The sequence below is a fragment of the Arthrobacter sp. W4I7 genome (genome assembly GCF_030816215.1).
GTDB lineage: Bacteria > Actinomycetota > Actinomycetes > Actinomycetales > Micrococcaceae > Arthrobacter > Arthrobacter siccitolerans_A.
On sequence record NZ_JAUSXU010000001.1, the window covers coordinates 144,468 to 161,078 of the forward strand.

15 protein-coding genes and 1 pseudogene are annotated in these 16,611 nt (G+C 65.5%); 6 read left to right on the forward strand and 10 right to left on the reverse strand.

The features are described 5' to 3' along the window. Nucleotides 1-4: 4 nt before the first annotated feature. Both QF047_RS00630 and QF047_RS00635 read right to left on the reverse strand, forming a co-directional pair. Complete coding sequence (locus tag QF047_RS00630) at nt 5-469, reverse strand: pyridoxamine 5'-phosphate oxidase family protein (protein ID WP_307272789.1); 465 nt, start codon at nt 467-469, stop codon at nt 5-7. 167 nt (nt 470-636) lie between these two features. Then, nucleotides 637-1,563 (reverse strand): aminodeoxychorismate lyase, encoded by a 927-nt coding sequence (locus QF047_RS00635; RefSeq protein ID WP_307272792.1) that lies wholly within the window; start codon nt 1,561-1,563, stop codon nt 637-639. A 131-nt stretch (nt 1,564-1,694) separates the two neighbouring features. Here QF047_RS00635 and cls point away from each other — a divergent pair, with 131 nt between their 5' ends. Beyond that, nucleotides 1,695-3,134 carry a cardiolipin synthase gene (cls, locus tag QF047_RS00640; RefSeq protein ID WP_307281675.1) on the forward strand — a complete coding sequence of 480 codons (1,440 nt, stop codon included), beginning with the start codon at nt 1,695-1,697 and terminating at the stop codon, nt 3,132-3,134. A gap of 32 nt (nt 3,135-3,166) precedes the next feature. On the opposite strand, the pseudogene pabB reads toward cls, so the two are convergent. The 7 genes and pseudogenes from pabB to QF047_RS00675 all read right to left on the reverse strand — a co-directional run bounded on the left by pabB (nt 3,167) and on the right by QF047_RS00675 (nt 8,824). Further along, nucleotides 3,167-5,300: pseudogene (gene pabB, locus QF047_RS00645) on the reverse strand (aminodeoxychorismate synthase component I). 90 nt (nt 5,301-5,390) lie between these two features. After that, nucleotides 5,391-5,927, reverse strand: coding sequence for a low molecular weight protein-tyrosine-phosphatase (locus QF047_RS00650; RefSeq protein ID WP_307272794.1), 537 nt, complete (start codon nt 5,925-5,927; stop codon nt 5,391-5,393). Nucleotides 5,928-6,052: 125 nt separating this feature from the next. Further along, nucleotides 6,053-6,676: a LysE family transporter gene (locus tag QF047_RS00655; protein ID WP_307272798.1), complete on the reverse strand. Its 624-nt coding sequence runs from the start codon at nt 6,674-6,676 to the stop codon at nt 6,053-6,055. 21 nt (nt 6,677-6,697) lie between these two features. Further along, nucleotides 6,698-7,090, reverse strand: coding sequence for a type II toxin-antitoxin system VapC family toxin (locus QF047_RS00660; protein WP_307272800.1), 393 nt, complete (start codon nt 7,088-7,090; stop codon nt 6,698-6,700). Further along, on the reverse strand, nt 7,087-7,386 hold the full coding sequence (locus QF047_RS00665) for a type II toxin-antitoxin system Phd/YefM family antitoxin (protein WP_307272803.1): 300 nt from the start codon (nt 7,384-7,386) through the stop codon (nt 7,087-7,089). The genes QF047_RS00660 and QF047_RS00665 overlap by 4 nt, the downstream gene beginning before the upstream one ends. An 83-nt stretch (nt 7,387-7,469) precedes the next feature. Next, nucleotides 7,470-8,288 (reverse strand): methyltransferase domain-containing protein, encoded by an 819-nt coding sequence (locus QF047_RS00670; RefSeq protein WP_307272806.1) that lies wholly within the window; start codon nt 8,286-8,288, stop codon nt 7,470-7,472. A gap of 71 nt (nt 8,289-8,359) precedes the next feature. Next, nucleotides 8,360-8,824, reverse strand: a complete 465-nt coding sequence (locus tag QF047_RS00675) for a MarR family winged helix-turn-helix transcriptional regulator (protein ID WP_306639178.1) — start codon at nt 8,822-8,824, stop codon at nt 8,360-8,362. Between the two features lie 299 nt (nt 8,825-9,123). On the opposite strand from QF047_RS00675, the gene QF047_RS00680 reads away from it, so the two are divergent. Further along, on the forward strand, nt 9,124-11,322 hold the full coding sequence (locus QF047_RS00680) for an MMPL family transporter (protein WP_307281679.1): 2,199 nt from the start codon (nt 9,124-9,126) through the stop codon (nt 11,320-11,322). A 3-nt stretch (nt 11,323-11,325) separates the two neighbouring features. Here QF047_RS00680 and QF047_RS00685 read toward each other — a convergent pair whose 3' ends face one another. After that, complete coding sequence (locus tag QF047_RS00685; protein WP_307272810.1) at nt 11,326-12,255, reverse strand: NAD-dependent epimerase/dehydratase family protein; 930 nt, start codon at nt 12,253-12,255, stop codon at nt 11,326-11,328. 127 nt (nt 12,256-12,382) lie between these two features. Between QF047_RS00685 and QF047_RS00690 the strand changes: the two genes are divergently transcribed. The 4 genes from QF047_RS00690 (at nt 12,383) to QF047_RS00705 (ending at nt 16,454) form a co-directional block, all read left to right on the forward strand. After that, nucleotides 12,383-13,213 (forward strand): TetR/AcrR family transcriptional regulator, encoded by an 831-nt coding sequence (locus tag QF047_RS00690; RefSeq protein WP_307272813.1) that lies wholly within the window; start codon nt 12,383-12,385, stop codon nt 13,211-13,213. A gap of 90 nt (nt 13,214-13,303) precedes the next feature. Next, nucleotides 13,304-13,618, forward strand: a complete 315-nt coding sequence (locus tag QF047_RS00695) for a hypothetical protein (protein WP_306636321.1) — start codon at nt 13,304-13,306, stop codon at nt 13,616-13,618. A gap of 248 nt (nt 13,619-13,866) precedes the next feature. Continuing rightward, the gene (gene dnaK / locus QF047_RS00700) at nt 13,867-15,738 is read left to right on the forward strand and encodes a molecular chaperone DnaK (protein ID WP_306636319.1); all 1,872 of its coding nucleotides are present in this window, start codon (nt 13,867-13,869) and stop codon (nt 15,736-15,738) included. A gap of 2 nt (nt 15,739-15,740) precedes the next feature. Beyond that, the gene (locus QF047_RS00705; protein WP_307272820.1) at nt 15,741-16,454 is read left to right on the forward strand and encodes a nucleotide exchange factor GrpE; all 714 of its coding nucleotides are present in this window, start codon (nt 15,741-15,743) and stop codon (nt 16,452-16,454) included. The last annotated feature ends 157 nt before the right edge of the window (nt 16,455-16,611 follow it).

Sequence of the window (16,611 nt, forward strand, 5' to 3'; positions counted from 1 at the left end):
GCAGCTACTCGAAAGAAGCGCGGCGCCGGTCTGTGGTGCGGGTGTTCCAGATGTCCGGTTTGTTCACCTTGAAGCGGCGGCCCGTCAGTGCCCGGGCTGTCAACCTGATGTAGTGGGCTTTCTCGCCCGGCTGCCACGGCTCCAGCCCCAGGCTGTCCACGGCATCCTTGTCAGCCTGGTCCTCGATGATGTCCGTGTCCCCGCGCACCACTACGCTCCATGCCTCTTCGGTGTGGGGGTCGTAGCCGTCGATCTCTAGGACCGCCGGGCGTTCCGCCTTGGCATTCCACAGCTTGGTGACGCCGGACGTCCTGAAGACAATGCTCCGGCGGTGCACCACATAGTTGACCGGGAAAATTTCGGGGTGTCCGTCCACCGTCAAGCCGAGCCGGCCCAGGGTGTCACCTTCGAGAAGTTCCCAGCATTCATCAAAGGACAGTTTCCCGGCAGGTCCCGCGTCAGAAGTCATGAACCACACACTAAGGCCAATCTTCGTCCGGTGACTATGCCTTGCCCGCTGAATGCCTGCTTGCCGGGGGATTTACCGGCCGCGTGATCGGTGTCAGCGCGGGCGGCGGCAGCGCGGTCCTGGAGCGCTTCGAGTATTCCGCCGGACCGTCCTGAAAGTCCTGGAGTTTATTGAATGCCGGCGAACAGTTCGTTCAGTTCGGCAGTCAGCTCTTTTTGCAGGGACGGCATGCCGATTTCCTTGCCGTCGATCCGGTTTACCGGCGCCAGCATCCGCACACTCGAAATCAGCCAGACGGCGTCGGCGTCCAGGAGATCCTGCGGCTCAAGCGGGCCGTAGCCCAACTCCCAGCCGGCAGCCTTTGCCGCGGCGAACAGCGCACCCTGGGAGGTGCCGGGGAGGATGCCGCTGTCCAGCAGGGGCGTGACGAGGCGCTTTACGGGCGTGCCGTCGTCGGACGTTTGCACGTGTGCCATCAGCACGGTGGACGTGGGGCCTTCAAGGACACGGCCGTCGGAGGACGTAAAGATGACGTCGTCCGCGCCCTGTTTGTGGGCGTGGCGGAGGGCTGCCATGTTGACGGCGTAGGAGAGCGTCTTCGCGCCCAGCAGCAGCCACGGCGCGCGTTCCGCAACATGACTGTCATAGCCGCGGTCCAGCAGGATGACGTCGATGCCTGTCTCACGCTGCCGGCGCAGGCCTGCGCCGGCAGGGGATACCTGGACCCAGGACGTGGGCGCCGGAGCACCTTCCACCCCGCGGGTCACCACCAGCTTTACTGCCAGTTCATCAGGGGAGGAGGCGGGCAGATGCCGTGACCGGTGCTCGGAGACTGCGGCGGTGATGGCGCGGCGCCACTCGTCCTCTGCGGGGATGGCCAGGTCCAGGGCTTCCGCGGAACCGGCAAGGCGGTCCAGGTGCGCCTGGATCTTCCGGACAGTGCCGTCCACAGCGTGCATGGTCTCAAAGATTCCGTCGCCCCGGGTGGCGCCGAGATCCGTCACCAGCAACTGGGGCTGGGAAGCATCAGCAAACCGGCCGTCGGGGAAAGCAGGATCGAGGAATACGAGAACCACGTTGGCTGGAGAGGTCATGGGTCCAGCTTAGTGTGGCGCCCGCGGATAAGCTGGGCAGAGTGCCCTGGCCGGAAACCGTCCGCCGGGAGCGGAGTCTTCCGGGGGTTATTCACGTGTTGTGGCCATTTTCGCTTGCCGGCACCGCGCCGATGTGGGTGGTGGTGCTGCTGGGCGTCGCCGACCTGGTGATCAGGGTGCTCGCCGTAGGCATCATCCCGGGCAACCGGCGGCCCACCACCGCAATGGCATGGCTGCTGGGCATCTTCTTTGTCCCGTTCGTCGGCATCATCCTGTTCCTGCTGTTCGGCAACTTCAAGCTGTCCAGCCGCCGGCGGCAGCAGCAGCAGGATGTCAACGACAGGGTGCGGGCCGGTATCTCGGCGCTGGCCGACGTCGAAAGCGACTACCCGGGCCCGGACTGGGTGCGGTCCGCGGCGGAGCTTAACCGGCGGCTGGGCTCCCTGCCCATGGTGGACGGCAACTCAGTGGACCTGATCCCCGGGTACCCGGATTCGATCCTTGAGATGACCAAGGCGGTGCGGAAGGCGAAGAAGTTCGTCAACGCCGAGTTCTACATCATGAGCACGGACCACATCACCGACGACCTGATGACAGCCCTGGAGGAAGCCGCGGAGCGCGGGGTGGAAGTCCGGGTGCTGTTCGACCACATTGGCACCCTCCGAGTGAAGGGCTACCGGAACCTGCTCAAACGGCTCCGGGCCGGAAAAATCCAGTGGAAGCGGATGCTCCCGCTGCTGCCCATCCACGGCCAGTGGCGCCGGCCGGACCTGCGCAACCACCGCAAGATCATGGTGATCGACGGCGAAGTGGCCTTCACCGGGTCGCAGAACCTGATCGAGCCCTCCTACAACAACCCCCGGCACCGGAAAGCCGGCCGCGAATGGGTGGAGCTAATGGCCTGCCTGCGCGGGCCCATCGTCACCACCCTGAACGTGGTTTTCGCCACCGACTGGCTGAGCGAAACCGACGAGTCGCTGGAGCACCAGCTGCAGCTTCCGTCCAACCCGCACCCCGGCAACGTCACCGCCCAGGTGGTGCCCAGCGGCCCCGGCTTCATCACTGAAAACAACCTGCGGCTGTTCAACACCCTCATTTATTCGGCCCAGCAGCGGATTTCCATCTGCAGCCCGTATTTCGTACCGGACGATTCCCTGCTCTATGCCATCACCACTGCCGCCCAGCGGGGTGTGGACGTGGAGCTGTTCGTCTCGGAGAAGGGCGACCAGTTCCTGGTCCACCACGCCCAGAGCTCGTACTACGAGGCCCTGCTGGAGGCCGGTGTCCGGATCTACCTGTACAAAGCTCCCTTTGTGCTCCACGCCAAGCACTTCACCATCGACGACGAGGTTGCGGTGCTCGGCTCCAGCAACATGGACATGCGCTCGTTCTCGCTCAATCTTGAAGTGTCCGTGATGCTGCTGGGCGAGGACATCGTCACCAAGATGCGCGCGGTCGAAGACACCTACCGGGACATTTCGCACGAGCTCAGGCTGGCCGACTGGCTCCAGCGGCCCCTGGCCAGGCGGTACGTGGACAACGTGGCCAGGCTGACGGCGACGGTGCAGTAGAAGACCGTGCAGTAGAAAGTGCAATGCAGCGGCTAGTTTTCGGGGAACTGTGTGCCCAGCGTCGAGAGGACCCCGAAGGCCTTGGTGCGGATTTCATCGTATTCCTCGTCCGGCACTGAATCGGCCGTAATGGCGCCGCCGACGCCGAGGGCCAGTTCCGAGGTTCCGTCGCCGGCCGCATTGATCACCAGGGTCCTGATGGCGACGGCGAGGTCCGTGGCGCCATTCAGCGAGAAGTAGCCGATGGCGCCCGAATAGAGCCCGCGTGCTTCGCCTTCCAGCCGGTCCAGGATGGCCATGGTGCTGATCTTCGGCGCGCCGGTCATGGAGCCGGCCGGGAAACAGGCGGCCACCGCCTCGGCCCGGGACGATCCGCGCTGAAGCTGTGCGTCGATGGTGCTCACCATCTGGTGGACGGTGGCGTAGCTTTCGATGGCACAGAGCCGGCTGACGGTCACGGAGCCGGGGACGGAGAAGTGGCTCAGGTCGTTCCGCAGCAAATCCACGATCATGATGTTCTCGGCGCGGTCCTTCAGCGACGTCTCAAGCTCGGAACGCAGCGCCGCGTCTTCAGCAGGATCGGAGGCGCGGCGGCGGGTCCCCTTGATGGGTTCGGCGCGCATGCCGCCGTCGGACGCTATCTTCAGGAAGCGCTCGGGCGAGGTGCTGGCTACGTGCAGGCTGCCGAGCCGAAGGTAGCTGGCAAAGGGTGCCGGGTTTTTCCGGCGCAGAGCCAGGTAGGTCTGCCACGGGTCGAGCGCGGCGGCCGGAATCCGCGCTGACAACGTGGTGGTCAGGCAGACCTCGTAGGTGTTTCCCTCGGCTATTTCGTGCTGGGGCGGCGGCGATTTTCTCCCGGTATGCCGCACCGGTATCGCGGCTTGTGAATGCGGGCGCGTCCGGAAGTACGACGCCGTTGCTGCCGCTGGCCTGGGTGCCAAGGCCCCCATGGGCTCCGGCAGCCTGGGCGGCGGGGCTGGCAGCTGTTTCGACAGCGGTGCGGGCATCTTCCAGCCATTCATCGGCGTCCGTAGCATCGAGGGCCAGGAGCCAGGCCGTGCCTTCGGCATGATCCAGGACCACTGCCCTTCCGGCGAAGATCAGGGCTGCGTCAGGGGTGGAGGCAGAATGGTCAGTTCCGCCGGTTTCCCGTTTGAGCTCGTAGCCAAGGCAGCCGAGCCAGCCCAGCGTGAATTCGCCGGGGTACCCTTCCGGGGTGCTGACTGCAGCGTCTCCCCACACGGTGTCGAGCCAGCGGAAGAAGGGGCCTGCCACCGTGGCTGAGGCGCAGCCCGCCTCGATCCTGCTGTAACCGGAACGGTGCGTCACGGACCGGCCCAACAAGCCTCCGTTGTCGGCCATGATGCTGAAGCGGCTGCGCTCAGCGGCTGCAGGTCTTGCCCGGTCCTCACGGACGTGGGCAGCAGAGCCGCCGTTGGAGGAGTCAGCATTGGAAGCGTCCGTATTGGAAGAGTCCAGCCAGACGGCGTTGGCCGAGGCCCCATAGAGGGAACTGAACAAGGCGGCTGCGTCCGGACGGCGGTCAAGGCGCTCGGCCCGGAGGGTCAGGGCACGGCGCGCCGCGAGTTCGGGGGACAGGGTGGGGGCCAGGGCGGGAAGGTACGGCAGGAGCTGCAGCACGTCCGCAGGGGCGGTTCCGTCAGCGCGGTTCAGCACACGCACGTCGGCGTGCTGCGGGACGTCGTCGCCGAGCAGCCATTCCTCTTCCTGCACAGCCCACTGGTCCCAGTAGGGTTCGTAGGTTCCGCCGTCGCGATCCAGGGCGCGGGTCCGGCGGATGTCATCCGGGGAGTCCGCCCAGATGACGGCGCTGAGCAGCGGCCGGGCGGCAGCGGCAGCCGCCCCCACCCCCTCAACGATGACAATCTCGGCGGGCAGCGTGACGCGGGAGGCGCCGTCGTAATGGTTTTCCCAGTCCCAGCTGGTCCAGGTGGCCGCCTCGCCGCGGCTCAGGGGTTCCAGGACCGTGGCCACGTAGCGGTCGATGCCCGCCAGCAAGCCGTTCCATCCCGGGTAGATGTCCTCGAGGTGGAACAGCGAGACCTTGTGGTGGGCGCGCAGTCGTGCCGCCAGTTCGACGGCGAGGGTAGTTTTGCCAGCACCCGAGCGCCCGTCGACGGCGATGATGACGGGGGCTGGGCTCATGGATTAGAGCGTACCGTTATCCCTGCCGGGCTTTCATGTCTGCGAGCTGGCCCTGCTGGAGCAGGCCCTGCAGCAGGCAATGCTTATAGCCTAGGCCTGCCGCTGGAGCTGGGCGTTTCTAAGGACGGCCCCTTTGATGTAGTCCACCAGTCCGGGCAGGGCAGCGTGGACCTCGTGCCAGACGGTCTCGAAGTCGGCTTGCCCGCCGTACCAGGGGTCCTCAATGCCTTGGTCCAGCAGGTCTTTGTCCGCCAGCCGGGGATCGAAGCTGCGGAGCATGCGGATCTTGTCCCGGGACTCCTGGTCCGGGGCGGACTCGCTGAGCCAGGCGTGGTGGTCGATGTCCAGGGCCAGGATCAGGTCGCGTTCCCGGAACCACGCGTGCTGCCACTGGCGGGCAATGTGCGTGTTCGACGTGAGCTGTGTTGCGCCTAAGCGTCGGGCCGCTCGAGGGTCAATCGGCCGGCCGGCCTCGTAGCCGGTGGTGCCTGCGGAGTCTACGGTTACCAGTTGGTCCAGCCCTTCGCGTTCCAGCGCGGCGGTCAGCATCAGCTCGGCCATGGGGGACCGGCAGATGTTTCCGGTGCAGACGGCGATAACTCTGTATGGGCTCGACGCTGAGTTCATATACTAAGCATGCGTGCTAATACACCCTGTTGGCTAGCGGCAGGTCCGCAAAGCTTGACCCTTTTGTAAAGATGGTGTGTTTTCCCGTCACATAGCCTTCGGGGGGCGGATGGAACACGGGGAAGCTAGTGGAGGAGGGCCAGCAGGATACCCACGGCCACAAACAGCACGCCGAATGACCGGTTGAGGACCAGCTGGCCGCCAGGGCTGCGGGTGAACCGCTCAAAGGACCTGGCGGCGGCCGCGAAGAAGAACCACATCACCAGGATGTCGATGGCCACGATCGTTGCCGTCAGTACTGCGTACTGGGCAAGGAGGGGAAGCTCCGGCCGGATGAACTGGGGCATAAAGGCGAGGAAGAAGATTATTGCCTTTGGGTTCAGCAGGTTTACCCAGAACCCGCGCCGGAAGATGGACCAGGCGGGCTCGTTCCTCAGGCCGGCAATTTTCCCCTGCTCAAGGTCCGGCTTGGCGAGGAACTGCCTGATACCCAGATACACCAGGTAGGCAGCCCCGGAGTATCGGATGACGTTGAAGGCAACGGGCGAGCTGGCCACCAGAACTCCCACACCGAGCGCAACGATCACCACGTGGATCACCAGTGCTGCCTGCTGGCCGAGGATTCCCCACATGGAGCGCCGGAACCCGGCGTTCAGTGAATTGCTCATGGTGTTGATGGCCCCTGCGCCGGGGGTGAAACTGATCAGGACGCCGGCGCCGGCCAGGGCGAGCCAAAGGGAAAATTGCACTAGCCAAGTTTAGTGCCGCATTCACCAGAGGGTTGCCACGGGGTCGAAAGCCTGCAGGTCTTCATCTGCGGTAACGAGGGTAAGTCCCTCCACCATCGCCTGGGCGGCGAGCATGCGGTCGAAGGGATCCTTGTGGTCCCAGTCCAGTTGTCCTGCCGCCACGGTATGAGGCGACGAGACCGCGAGTTCAGAAGCGTAAAGATGGGCAACCTGCCGACCAAAGCTCATGGCGATCGCCGCTCCGGAGGGCAGTTTTCCTTGGCGGTGCTTGTATGACAGCTCATAGGCGGTGACCGGCGACACGAAGATTTGGTTTTCCAGCTTGCTGATGGAACTCCTGGCTTTGCTTGAGAGGCGCTTCGGTTCCGCAACCGCCCACAGGAAAACATGGGTATCCAGGAGGAGCCGCATCATTCCGCGGCCCCCATCTCCTCGTCGCTCCAGGGCTCGTAGAACTCATCAGGAATGTGCAGGGGGCCCAGGAAGCCCAGCTCCCGTTTATGGGGACGCTCGATTTTTACCAGCCGGGCGACAGGGCTGCCTGCTTTGGCGATCACCACGTCCTCGCCGTTTTCCACCTGGTTCAAGAGCTCAGACAAACGCGTTTTTGCTTCCTGGACGTTGTACTGTCCCATGTTGACCAACTCTACTTGGTCAACCTCCACCATGTAAGGTTCCGCCCAGTATTCATGGTCGCCGTAGTAGCTCATGTGCCCGACGATATTCCCTGGCAGCAGCTCCTTGGCAGACCGCAAAGTTGTTATGTGGATATCGGTAATGACGCTTAGGCAGCCTAAGCCCGCGCGATGACCTCGCCGTTGGGGATCAGGAACCAGCCGTCGTCCGTGGATCCCCAGCGGTGCCAGCCGGCGGAGATCCTGGCCAGGTCCGCGGGGTTGGCGAATCCGTACTCCAGCGCCTGCTCAGCGAACGCCGAATGAAGCACACGCTCGCCCCAGACACGTGCCTGCCAGCGGCGCTGCTGCCCCGTGGCGTAAAGCCAGTTGCTGCTGGTGGGCGCGACGTCGGTGAATCCCGCCGACTGTGCCCAGCTCACCAGCCGCCGCCCGGCGTCGGGCTCTGCTCCGTTCCTGCGCGCGATGCGCTGGTAAAGCTCCATCCACTCGTCCAGCTCAGGGATGGCCGGATACCAGCTCATGCCGTGGAAGTCCGCGTCGCGCACGGCGACAATCCCGCCGGGCTTTGCCACCCTGCGCATTTCCCGCAACGCCTCAACGGGATCGGTCAGGTGTTGAAGCACCTGGTGGGCGTGCACCACGTCGAACGTTTCATCCTCGAAGTCGAGATCGTAGATGTTGCCGGCAATGAACTCGACGTTCGCCACCTCCCGCTCGACGGCGAGGGCCGTGGCCTGGGCAATGATGTCCGGCGAGCGGTCCAGGCCGATGACCTTGCCGGGGCTTACCAGTGCGGCGAAATCGCAGGTGATGCTGCCCGGGCCGCAGCCGACGTCGAGCAGTTCTGTTCCGGGGGTCAGGTGCGGCAGGACAAAGGCGGCCGAATTCTCGGCGGTCCTGGCGGCATGGGCGCGGACCACCGACTCGTGATGGCCGTGCGTGTAAACGTCGTCTTCGGGCTGCTGCGCACTCATAAGCAAACGCTACCCCCAACCAGGTCGCGCCAAGTGTCGTTTTGCCCCTTCAAAACGACACTTGGCGCGACTTAGTTGGGTGCGGTGGAGGAGGCCGGTGCGCCGGCGGGTTCTTCCCGCGCCGCCACCGTGGCTTCCACCATGGCTGTCATAAACCGGGTGACCGTTTCCAGTTCTTCGGGGGAGAAGGTGGCCAGTGCGCTGCCCATCCGGCGTGAGAGCGGAGCGAAGATGGCGCCGCCCTCCTCGAAGGCCTTGGGCGTCATTCGAAGGTGGACCTGCCGGCGGTCGGAGCTGTCCCGCTCCCGCACTACATGTCCGGAGCTGTCCAGCCTGTCAATCAGGGCGGTGGTGGCCGGGGAGCTGAGGTTCAGTTCTTTTCGCAGCAGCCCGGGCGTGACCGTGCCGCCATTTGCGGTGTGGCGCATGATGACTGCCAGCGCATTCAGGTCCGTCCGGTGCATGTCTTTCCGGCCGCCGGCCGCATCCACATACCGGTTGGCTTCGAGCGTGAACTCCTGAAGGAGCCGAATCAGCGGGTGCGGGCCCCTGCCTTGGGGAGGCCCGCCCTGCGAGGGGTTCCCACCCTTCCGGGCCCCGGCCCCCGGGGGAGGTGCGGGCGCGGCGGGGGTCTTGTTGCCTGCCACGTCTACCTCCTCATTCCTGCTTCGAACAGAGCGCTCCAGCGCCCGGCCGTACTGACGGATATTACTTCAGGCGCGGGAACCTCTCTGTATTGGATCAACTGAAGAAAAGCTAGGCCAGCACTTATCTCTATGGTGGAGATACTCTAGGATGGAATTAATTCTACTCCCGTCGCTGTCCGGAAGGCATGATGAAATCCCACTCCCCCGCCAAGGAGCGCGTCCCTTTCTGGCTGCGCTGGCTCGTCCCCGTTATCCTCGTGCTGGCCTGGCTCGCGCTCGCGGGCGTTGGCGGACCCACGTTCGGGCGCTTGGACGAGGTCTCCTCAAATGACCAGGCATCATTCCTCCCGGCCAGCGCCGAAGCCACCGCCGCCCAGGACTGGCAGGCGAAGTTCCGGGATTCCGACGAGGTGCCCGGCGTTATCGTCCTGGAAGCCGACGAAACCCTGAGCGCGGTACAGCTTGGCGGGATCGCCAGCCTCCGCACTGATCTGGAAGGTCTGCAGGCGGGCAGTGCGGTGATCGGGCCCATCCCCTCAGGGGACGGGAAGGCCGTGCAGTTCATCGTGCCGATCGACTCGTCCAAAGAGGTGAAGGAGGTTGTCCGGGAGCTGCGCGATACGGTCGCGCAATCGGCCCCGGCGGGCATCAAAACCTATGTCACCGGTCCTGCGGGGCTCGCGGCTGACCTCACGGCAGCCTTCGCCGGCATTGACGGCATCCTCCTGCTGGTGGCGCTGGGGGCCGTGTTCGTGATCCTGCTGGTTGTTTACCGCTCACTCCTGCTGCCCATCGTGGTGCTGCTGACCTCGGTCTTCGCCCTGTGCGCGGCCATCCTGCTGGTCTTCGGCATGGCCAAGGCCGAGTGGATCCAGCTCAACGGGCAGAGCCAGGGCATCCTGTCCATCCTGGTGATCGGTGCTGCCACGGATTACGCTCTCCTGTTTGTGGCGAGGTTCCGGGAGGCCCTGACCCACACCACCAACCGCACCGCCGGTGTGCTCACAGCCTGGAAGGCCTCCTTCGAGCCCATCCTGGCATCGGGCGCCACCGTGATCATCGCCCTCCTGTGCCTGCTCTTCTCCGACCTGAACTCCAACAAAGCGCTGGGTCCCGTGGCTGCGGCGGGAATCCTCTGCTCGCTGTTCGCCGCCCTGACCTTGCTTCCCGCCCTGATGGCACTCCTGGGCCGGGCCGCATTCTGGCCATTCCGGCCCAAGCTCGTCCCGGCTGACCAGCGTGAACCCGAGCTGGTCACCGGACTCGAGGGCCAGAAGGGCTTGTGGCGTGCCACCGGCTCCCTGGTGTCCCGGCGGCCCCGGACCGTCTGGGTGGCTTCGGTCCTGCTGCTGGTGGTTGCGGCGAGCGGGCTGCTTCAGCTGAAGGCAAACGGCGTCCCGCAGACGGACGTTATCCTCACCGCCTCCAATACCGTGGACGGCCAGGACGCGCTGGCGCGCCATTTCGACGCGGGCAGCGGCAGCCCCGCCGTCGTGGTTGCCGGCCAGGGCAAGGCGCAGGAGGTGCTGGACACGGTGAAAGCGTCCGACGGCGTCGGCGAGGCTTACCTGCTGGCCCAAGGTTCGGTGCCCATCACCGGAGCCCCCGGTGCTCCCAGCGCCCCGGACGTCCGCGACGGAAAGGTGCTGATCAACGCGACCCTGAACGACGCCGCGGATTCGCTGGAGGCCGAGGAGACCGTCAAAGCCCTCCGCGCGGAGGTGAAAGCCGTGGACCCGGGTGCGCTGGTGGGCGGTGTGACGGCGACGGCGCTGGATACCAACACCACCGCCCAGCGCGACCTGGTGATCATCATCCCGGTGGTCCTGGTGGTGATCCTCTTGATCCTGATGCTGCTGCTGCGCTCCATTGTGGCGCCGGTCCTGCTGGTGCTCTCGGTGGTGCTGTCCTACGGGGCGGCCATGGGCGTCTCCGCCTTCGTTTTCAACAACATCCTCGGCTTCCCGGGTGCAGATGCCACGGTTCCGCTGTTCGGCTTTGTGTTCCTGGTGGCGCTCGGCGTGGACTACAACATCTTCCTGATGAGCCGGGTCCGCGAGGAATCCCTGAAACACGGCACCCGGCCCGGCATCCTTCGCGGGCTCGGTGTAACTGGCGGCGTGATCACATCCGCCGGCGTGGTCCTGGCCGCAACGTTCGCCGCGCTGGGCGTCATTCCGATCATGTTCCTGGTGCAGCTGGCGTTCATCGTCGCTTTCGGGGTGCTGCTTGACACCATCCTGGTGCGCTCGCTGCTGGTTCCCGCACTGGCCTATCACATCGGTCCGCGCATCTGGTGGCCCGGCAAACTGGGCAGGCCGGAACTGGACGCCGCCGTGCAGCGGGAGGCCGGAGCCGAACCCCTCGAAGAGGTGGCCACCCGCTAGCAGTCACCCTTGCTGCCGCCACCACTCCACGGTGGCGGCAGCAGCCTCGGGAAGAGGCGTCGGGGCGATGCCCAGAGCCGCTTCGGAAAGCGATGAATCCATCACGAATGGCTTCTCGAACTGGTAAAGGGTCTCGGCCAGCTCGCGGGCATCGGTGGAAAAGATTCCGCCCGCGCGGAGGATCCAGCCAGGCAGGGCGCGCACCTTTGGTCCAGCCTGGCCGGCCGCCGCTGCGAAGGCGTGGGCGAGCTCCCGCTGGGTTATCGCGGTCCCGGTGGGCGCGTGCCACACAGCGTTCCATGCTGAGGGCATGCCGGCGGCCGTAATCATTGCCCTGGCCAGGTCCGCGATGTACGTGAATGAGTGCGGCTGCCGGGCGCTTCCCACAACGCTTACGTTCCTGCCCGCCAAAATTGGCGCCACGATGCGTTCGCCGCCGTGCGCCATCCGGACGCGGGGCCCGAAGAAGTCGCCGGCCACCACGCTCACGGTTGGCGTGGCTGAGGCTTCGCGCGCCTGCAGCAGCTCCGTCCGCACTCCGCGCTTGCCGCCCGCGGCGGCCCTCAGGCTGCTTTCCGTCATGACGCGGTGGGGTTCGCTGTAGGAGTAGAGACTTTCGGGAAATACGACGACGGCGCCCGTCTCCTGAGCTGCTTCCATCACCGCCTGTTCTGCGGCAGGCAGTTCTGCCTCCCAGGTGGCTGCCGTGTACGCGGAGCCATGGATGCAGTGGAAGACCGCGCCCGCGCCCGCAAAGACTTTCCGCAGCTGGGAGGCGTCTCTGGCGTCGCCCGCAACGCGCTCCACCAGCGGGTGCGTGGGTCCGCTGCCGGAACGGGTCAGGACGCGCACCCGGTTGCCGCCGCCGGCCAGCTGCCCGGCGACGGTCCAGCCGACGGGCCCTGCTCCGGTCACCACGAATGTTTCCGACATTTTTCCTCCTGGCAGGCTGATGGTGAGAGCGGTGCTCTCAGGATCAGCATGGGGCGTGGCGGTGGCTGAGTCAAGAGCGGTGCTCTCTATTGCTTCCACTGCTCTCTCTGTATGGCATGCTGAAGCTGTGACTGAACGGGAAAAGGACGCAATGGCGCCGGCTGGGGAACGCCCCGCGAGCTGGACGTCTCGGACGCCGCAGCCCGGTTCGCTGGAGCCCGGTTGGCTGCAGCCGGGTTCGCTGCAGCCAGGGACGCCACGGGAGCGGGCCCGCGCCCGGACTGTCGCGGACATTGTGCGGCTGGGCCGGCAGCATCTCGCCGTCCACGGGGCCGCTGCACTTTCGCTTCGCGCCGTCGCCAGGGACCTGGGGGTGGTGTCCTCCGCGGTTTACCGGTATGTGGAGAACCGCGACGAGCTGTTGACGCTGCTGCTGATCGACGCCGTCGGAGAACTCGGCGACGAAGTTGATGCCGCGGTGTCCGCCGTTCCGGAGGGTGACCATATGGGCCGGTTTTGCGCGCTGGGCCGGGCCGTCCGGGCGTGGGCGCTGCGTGAGCCGGCCAGTTATGCCCTCCTTTTCGGCAGTCCAGTGCCCGGGTATGAAGCCCCGGCGGAGCGGACCACCGGGCCCGGCACCCGCGTGATCGTCACGCTGGTAGGGATCCTCGACGCCGCGGCACGCGCCGGCCGGCTAATGGTCCGGGAGCAGGGCGTTGCGGCCATTCCTCCGGCACTTGGATCGGACCTCTCCGCGATCCGCTCGCAGTTCAACCTGGATATTTCCGGGGAGCTGGTGGCGCGCGGGGTCCTGGTGTGGAGCGCACTGTTTGGGGCGGTGAGCTTCGAGGTCTTCAACCAGTACGGGCCGGACACCTTCTCCGCCCCGGGTGAGCTTTTTGACTATCACCTCAGGGTTCTGGCGCGCGTGGCGGGGTTGCCTGGACAAAGCTCCTGAAGGTTGAAGCCTGCCCTGTTGGCGGAAGTTCGGGCTGGTTAGACTGCAAGTGCGCCCGCATGGACGCGGAACTCAAAGGAGAGATGCACCATGACCGAGAATCCGGAAACCTTTGGCGAGGAGCCCCGCAAGGGAAGCAGCGCCCCGGGACTGGAAGGTGAGGGCGGGCAGTATGTGGACGGCGACTACGGTGATGCCGGCACCGTAGGGGAGCCTGCCGAAAACCTTGAGGACGGCGAATACCCGGATGGCGACTACGGCGAGGCCGGCACCGCAGGCACCGCCGGCACCGCAGGCACGGCACACGAAGCGGACGGCATCCGCGAACGGCTTACTGACGGGCAGGTCAACACCACGGCCGAGGAGCGCGGTCCGCTGCACGGCGGCACTGACAGCGACAGGTAGCAGCGCAAGCAACTGATAAAGAAAGCAGCCCGGCGGAGCGGTTCTCCAACAGCGAAACGGAGGGCCGCCGTCGGCCTTTAAGCGCAGAAATACAAGGAAAAAGGGAGCCGCATCCTGCTGCAAAAGTGGAAGTTGAGCGTGCTACGCTCAAGTTTGGTTGACATTGTCGGCGCCGTGAGTAAAGTTGAGTGCAGAACGCTCAATCATTCGGGCGCCAGCAAGTTTCCAAGGAAAGAAGGAAGCAACACATGTCACGTGCAGTAGGTATTGACCTCGGAACCACCAACTCCGTCGTCTCCGTTCTCGAAGGTGGCGAGCCCACCGTTATTGCCAACGCCGAGGGTGGCCGCACCACGCCGTCGGTCGTTGCATTCTCCAAGTCCGGCGAGGTCCTGGTTGGCGAGATCGCCAAGCGCCAGGCCGTCAACAACATCGACCGCACCATCGCCTCCGTCAAGCGCCACATGGGCACCGGCTGGAACGTCGCGATCGACGACAAGAAGTACACGCCGCAGGAAATCTCCGCGCGTATCCTCATGAAGCTGAAGAACGACGCCGAGTCCTACCTGGGCGAAAAGGTCACCGACGCCGTCATCACCGTCCCGGCCTACTTCAACGACGCCGAGCGCCAGGCCACCAAGGAAGCCGGCGAAATCGCGGGCCTGAACGTCCTGCGCATCGTCAACGAGCCCACCGCCGCGGCACTCGCCTACGGCCTGGACAAGGGCAAGGAAGACGAACTCATCCTGGTCTTCGACCTCGGCGGCGGCACCTTCGACGTCTCCCTGCTGGAAGTCGGCAAGGACGAGGACAACTTCTCCACCATCCAGGTGCGCGCCACCGCCGGTGACAACCGCCTCGGCGGCGACGACTGGGACCAGCGCGTTGTTGACTACCTGCTGAACCAGCTCAAGGTCAAGGGCATCGACCTGTCCAAGGACAAGATCGCCCTGCAGCGCCTCCGCGAAGCAGCCGAGCAGGCGAAGAAGGAACTCTCCTCCTCCACCAGCACCAACGTCTCACTCCAGTACCTGTCCGTCACCCCCGACGGCCCCGTCCACCTGGACGAGCAGCTGACCCGCGCCAAGTTCCAGGACCTCACCAAGGACCTGCTCGAGCGCACCAAGAAGCCGTTCCACGACGTGATCAAGGAAGCCGGCATCAAGCTCTCCGACATCAACCACATCGTGCTCGTGGGTGGCTCCACCCGCATGCCCGCCGTTTCCGAACTGGTCAAGGAACTCGCCGGCGGCAAGGAGCCGAACAAGGGCGTCAACCCTGATGAGGTTGTGGCCGTTGGTGCAGCCCTCCAGGCTGGTGTGCTGAAGGGTGAGCGCAAGGACGTCCTCCTGATCGACGTCACCCCGCTTTCCCTCGGCATCGAAACCAAGGGCGGCGTGATGACGCACCTGATCGAGCGCAACACCGCCATCCCCACCAAGCGGTCCGAGACCTTCACCACCGCTGACGACAACCAGCCGTCCGTGGCCATCCAGGTGTTCCAGGGCGAGCGCGAGTTCACCCGCGACAACAAGCCGCTGGGCACGTTCGAGCTGACCGGCATTGCTCCGGCTCCGCGCGGCGTTCCCCAGGTCGAGGTCACCTTCGACATCGACGCCAACGGCATCGTCCACGTCTCCGCGAAGGACAAGGGCACCGGCAAGGAACAGTCCATGACCATCACCGGCGGCACCGCGCTCTCCAAGGAAGACATCGACCGCATGGTCCGTGACGCCGAGGAGCACGCAGCCGAGGACAAAGCCCGCCGCGAGGCAACCGACACCCGCAACTCCGCCGAGCAGCTCGCCTACTCCGTGGACAAGCTGATCGCCGACAACGCCGACAAGCTGCCTGAAGAGGTCAAGACCGAGGTCCAGACCGACGTCGACGACCTCAAGAAGGCCCTCGAAGGCACGGACGACGCCGCGGTGAAGGCCGCCTTTGAGAAGCTGCAGGCTTCCCAGGGCAAGCTGGGCGAGGCCATCTACTCGCAGGCCGGTTCCCCGGACGGCGCAACCGGTGCCGCAGGTGCTGAAGGTGCCGCCGCGGGCGGAGACAAGGCTGCCGACGAGGACATCGTCGACGCCGAGATCATCGACGAAGACGAAGCGAAGAAGTAACCATGCCGCATCACGGTAACGAGGAAGAGCACAACACGTCACCCCGTGAAGAGCACCTCCAGGATCAGCAGGGCAACGGCCACCAGGAACCGGTCATTCGGGACAACCGCAAGGTTGACCCGGTGACCGGCCAGGCCCGGCACCCCGAGGGCGGTCACGCGGAAGGCGGCAACACCGCCGCCGGCGCCGGTTCCGAGGATTCCGACGGCGACGCGCTGGCCCAGGCTGAGGAGATCCTCAACGGAATCGATGTGCCGGCTGAGGAATCGGTGGCCCAGGGGGTCCCGGCAGGGACCAGCAGTGCTGAGGCAGCCGAGCTGAAGAACGACCTCCTCCGCCTGCAGGCCGAGTACGTCAACTACCGTAAGCGCGTTGAACGCGACCGGGCCGTGGCAGGGGAGATGGCCGTCATCGGCGTCCTGAACTCGGTGCTGCCCGTCCTGGACGACATCGACGCAGCCCGCCAGCACGGTGACCTCGCGGACGGTCCCTTCGCCGCGATCGCCACCAAGCTGGAGAACGCGCTGAAGACCTACGGCCTGGTACGCATCGATGAGACCGGCGTGGAGTTCGATCCCACCATCCACGAGGCCCTCATCCAGCAGCCCGGCGAGGACATCGAAGTTGACACCGTCAGCCAGGTGCTCCGCTCCGGCTACAAGTCAGGCGACCGCGTCCTCCGGGCCGCGCAAGTCATCGTCGCTGTACCTGCGTAGGTTCATCCCCCACGCCTGCGCGGATGAGGGGGCCCCGCCCCTACGCGTGGCGGCTTTGGTCCTACGGACCTAAGCCGCCACGCTCCGGCAGGCCCGAAGCCACTCCCGGGCCCCCTCATCCGCTCCGGCGTTCGGCGTTCGTGTCGCCTAAGGTGAG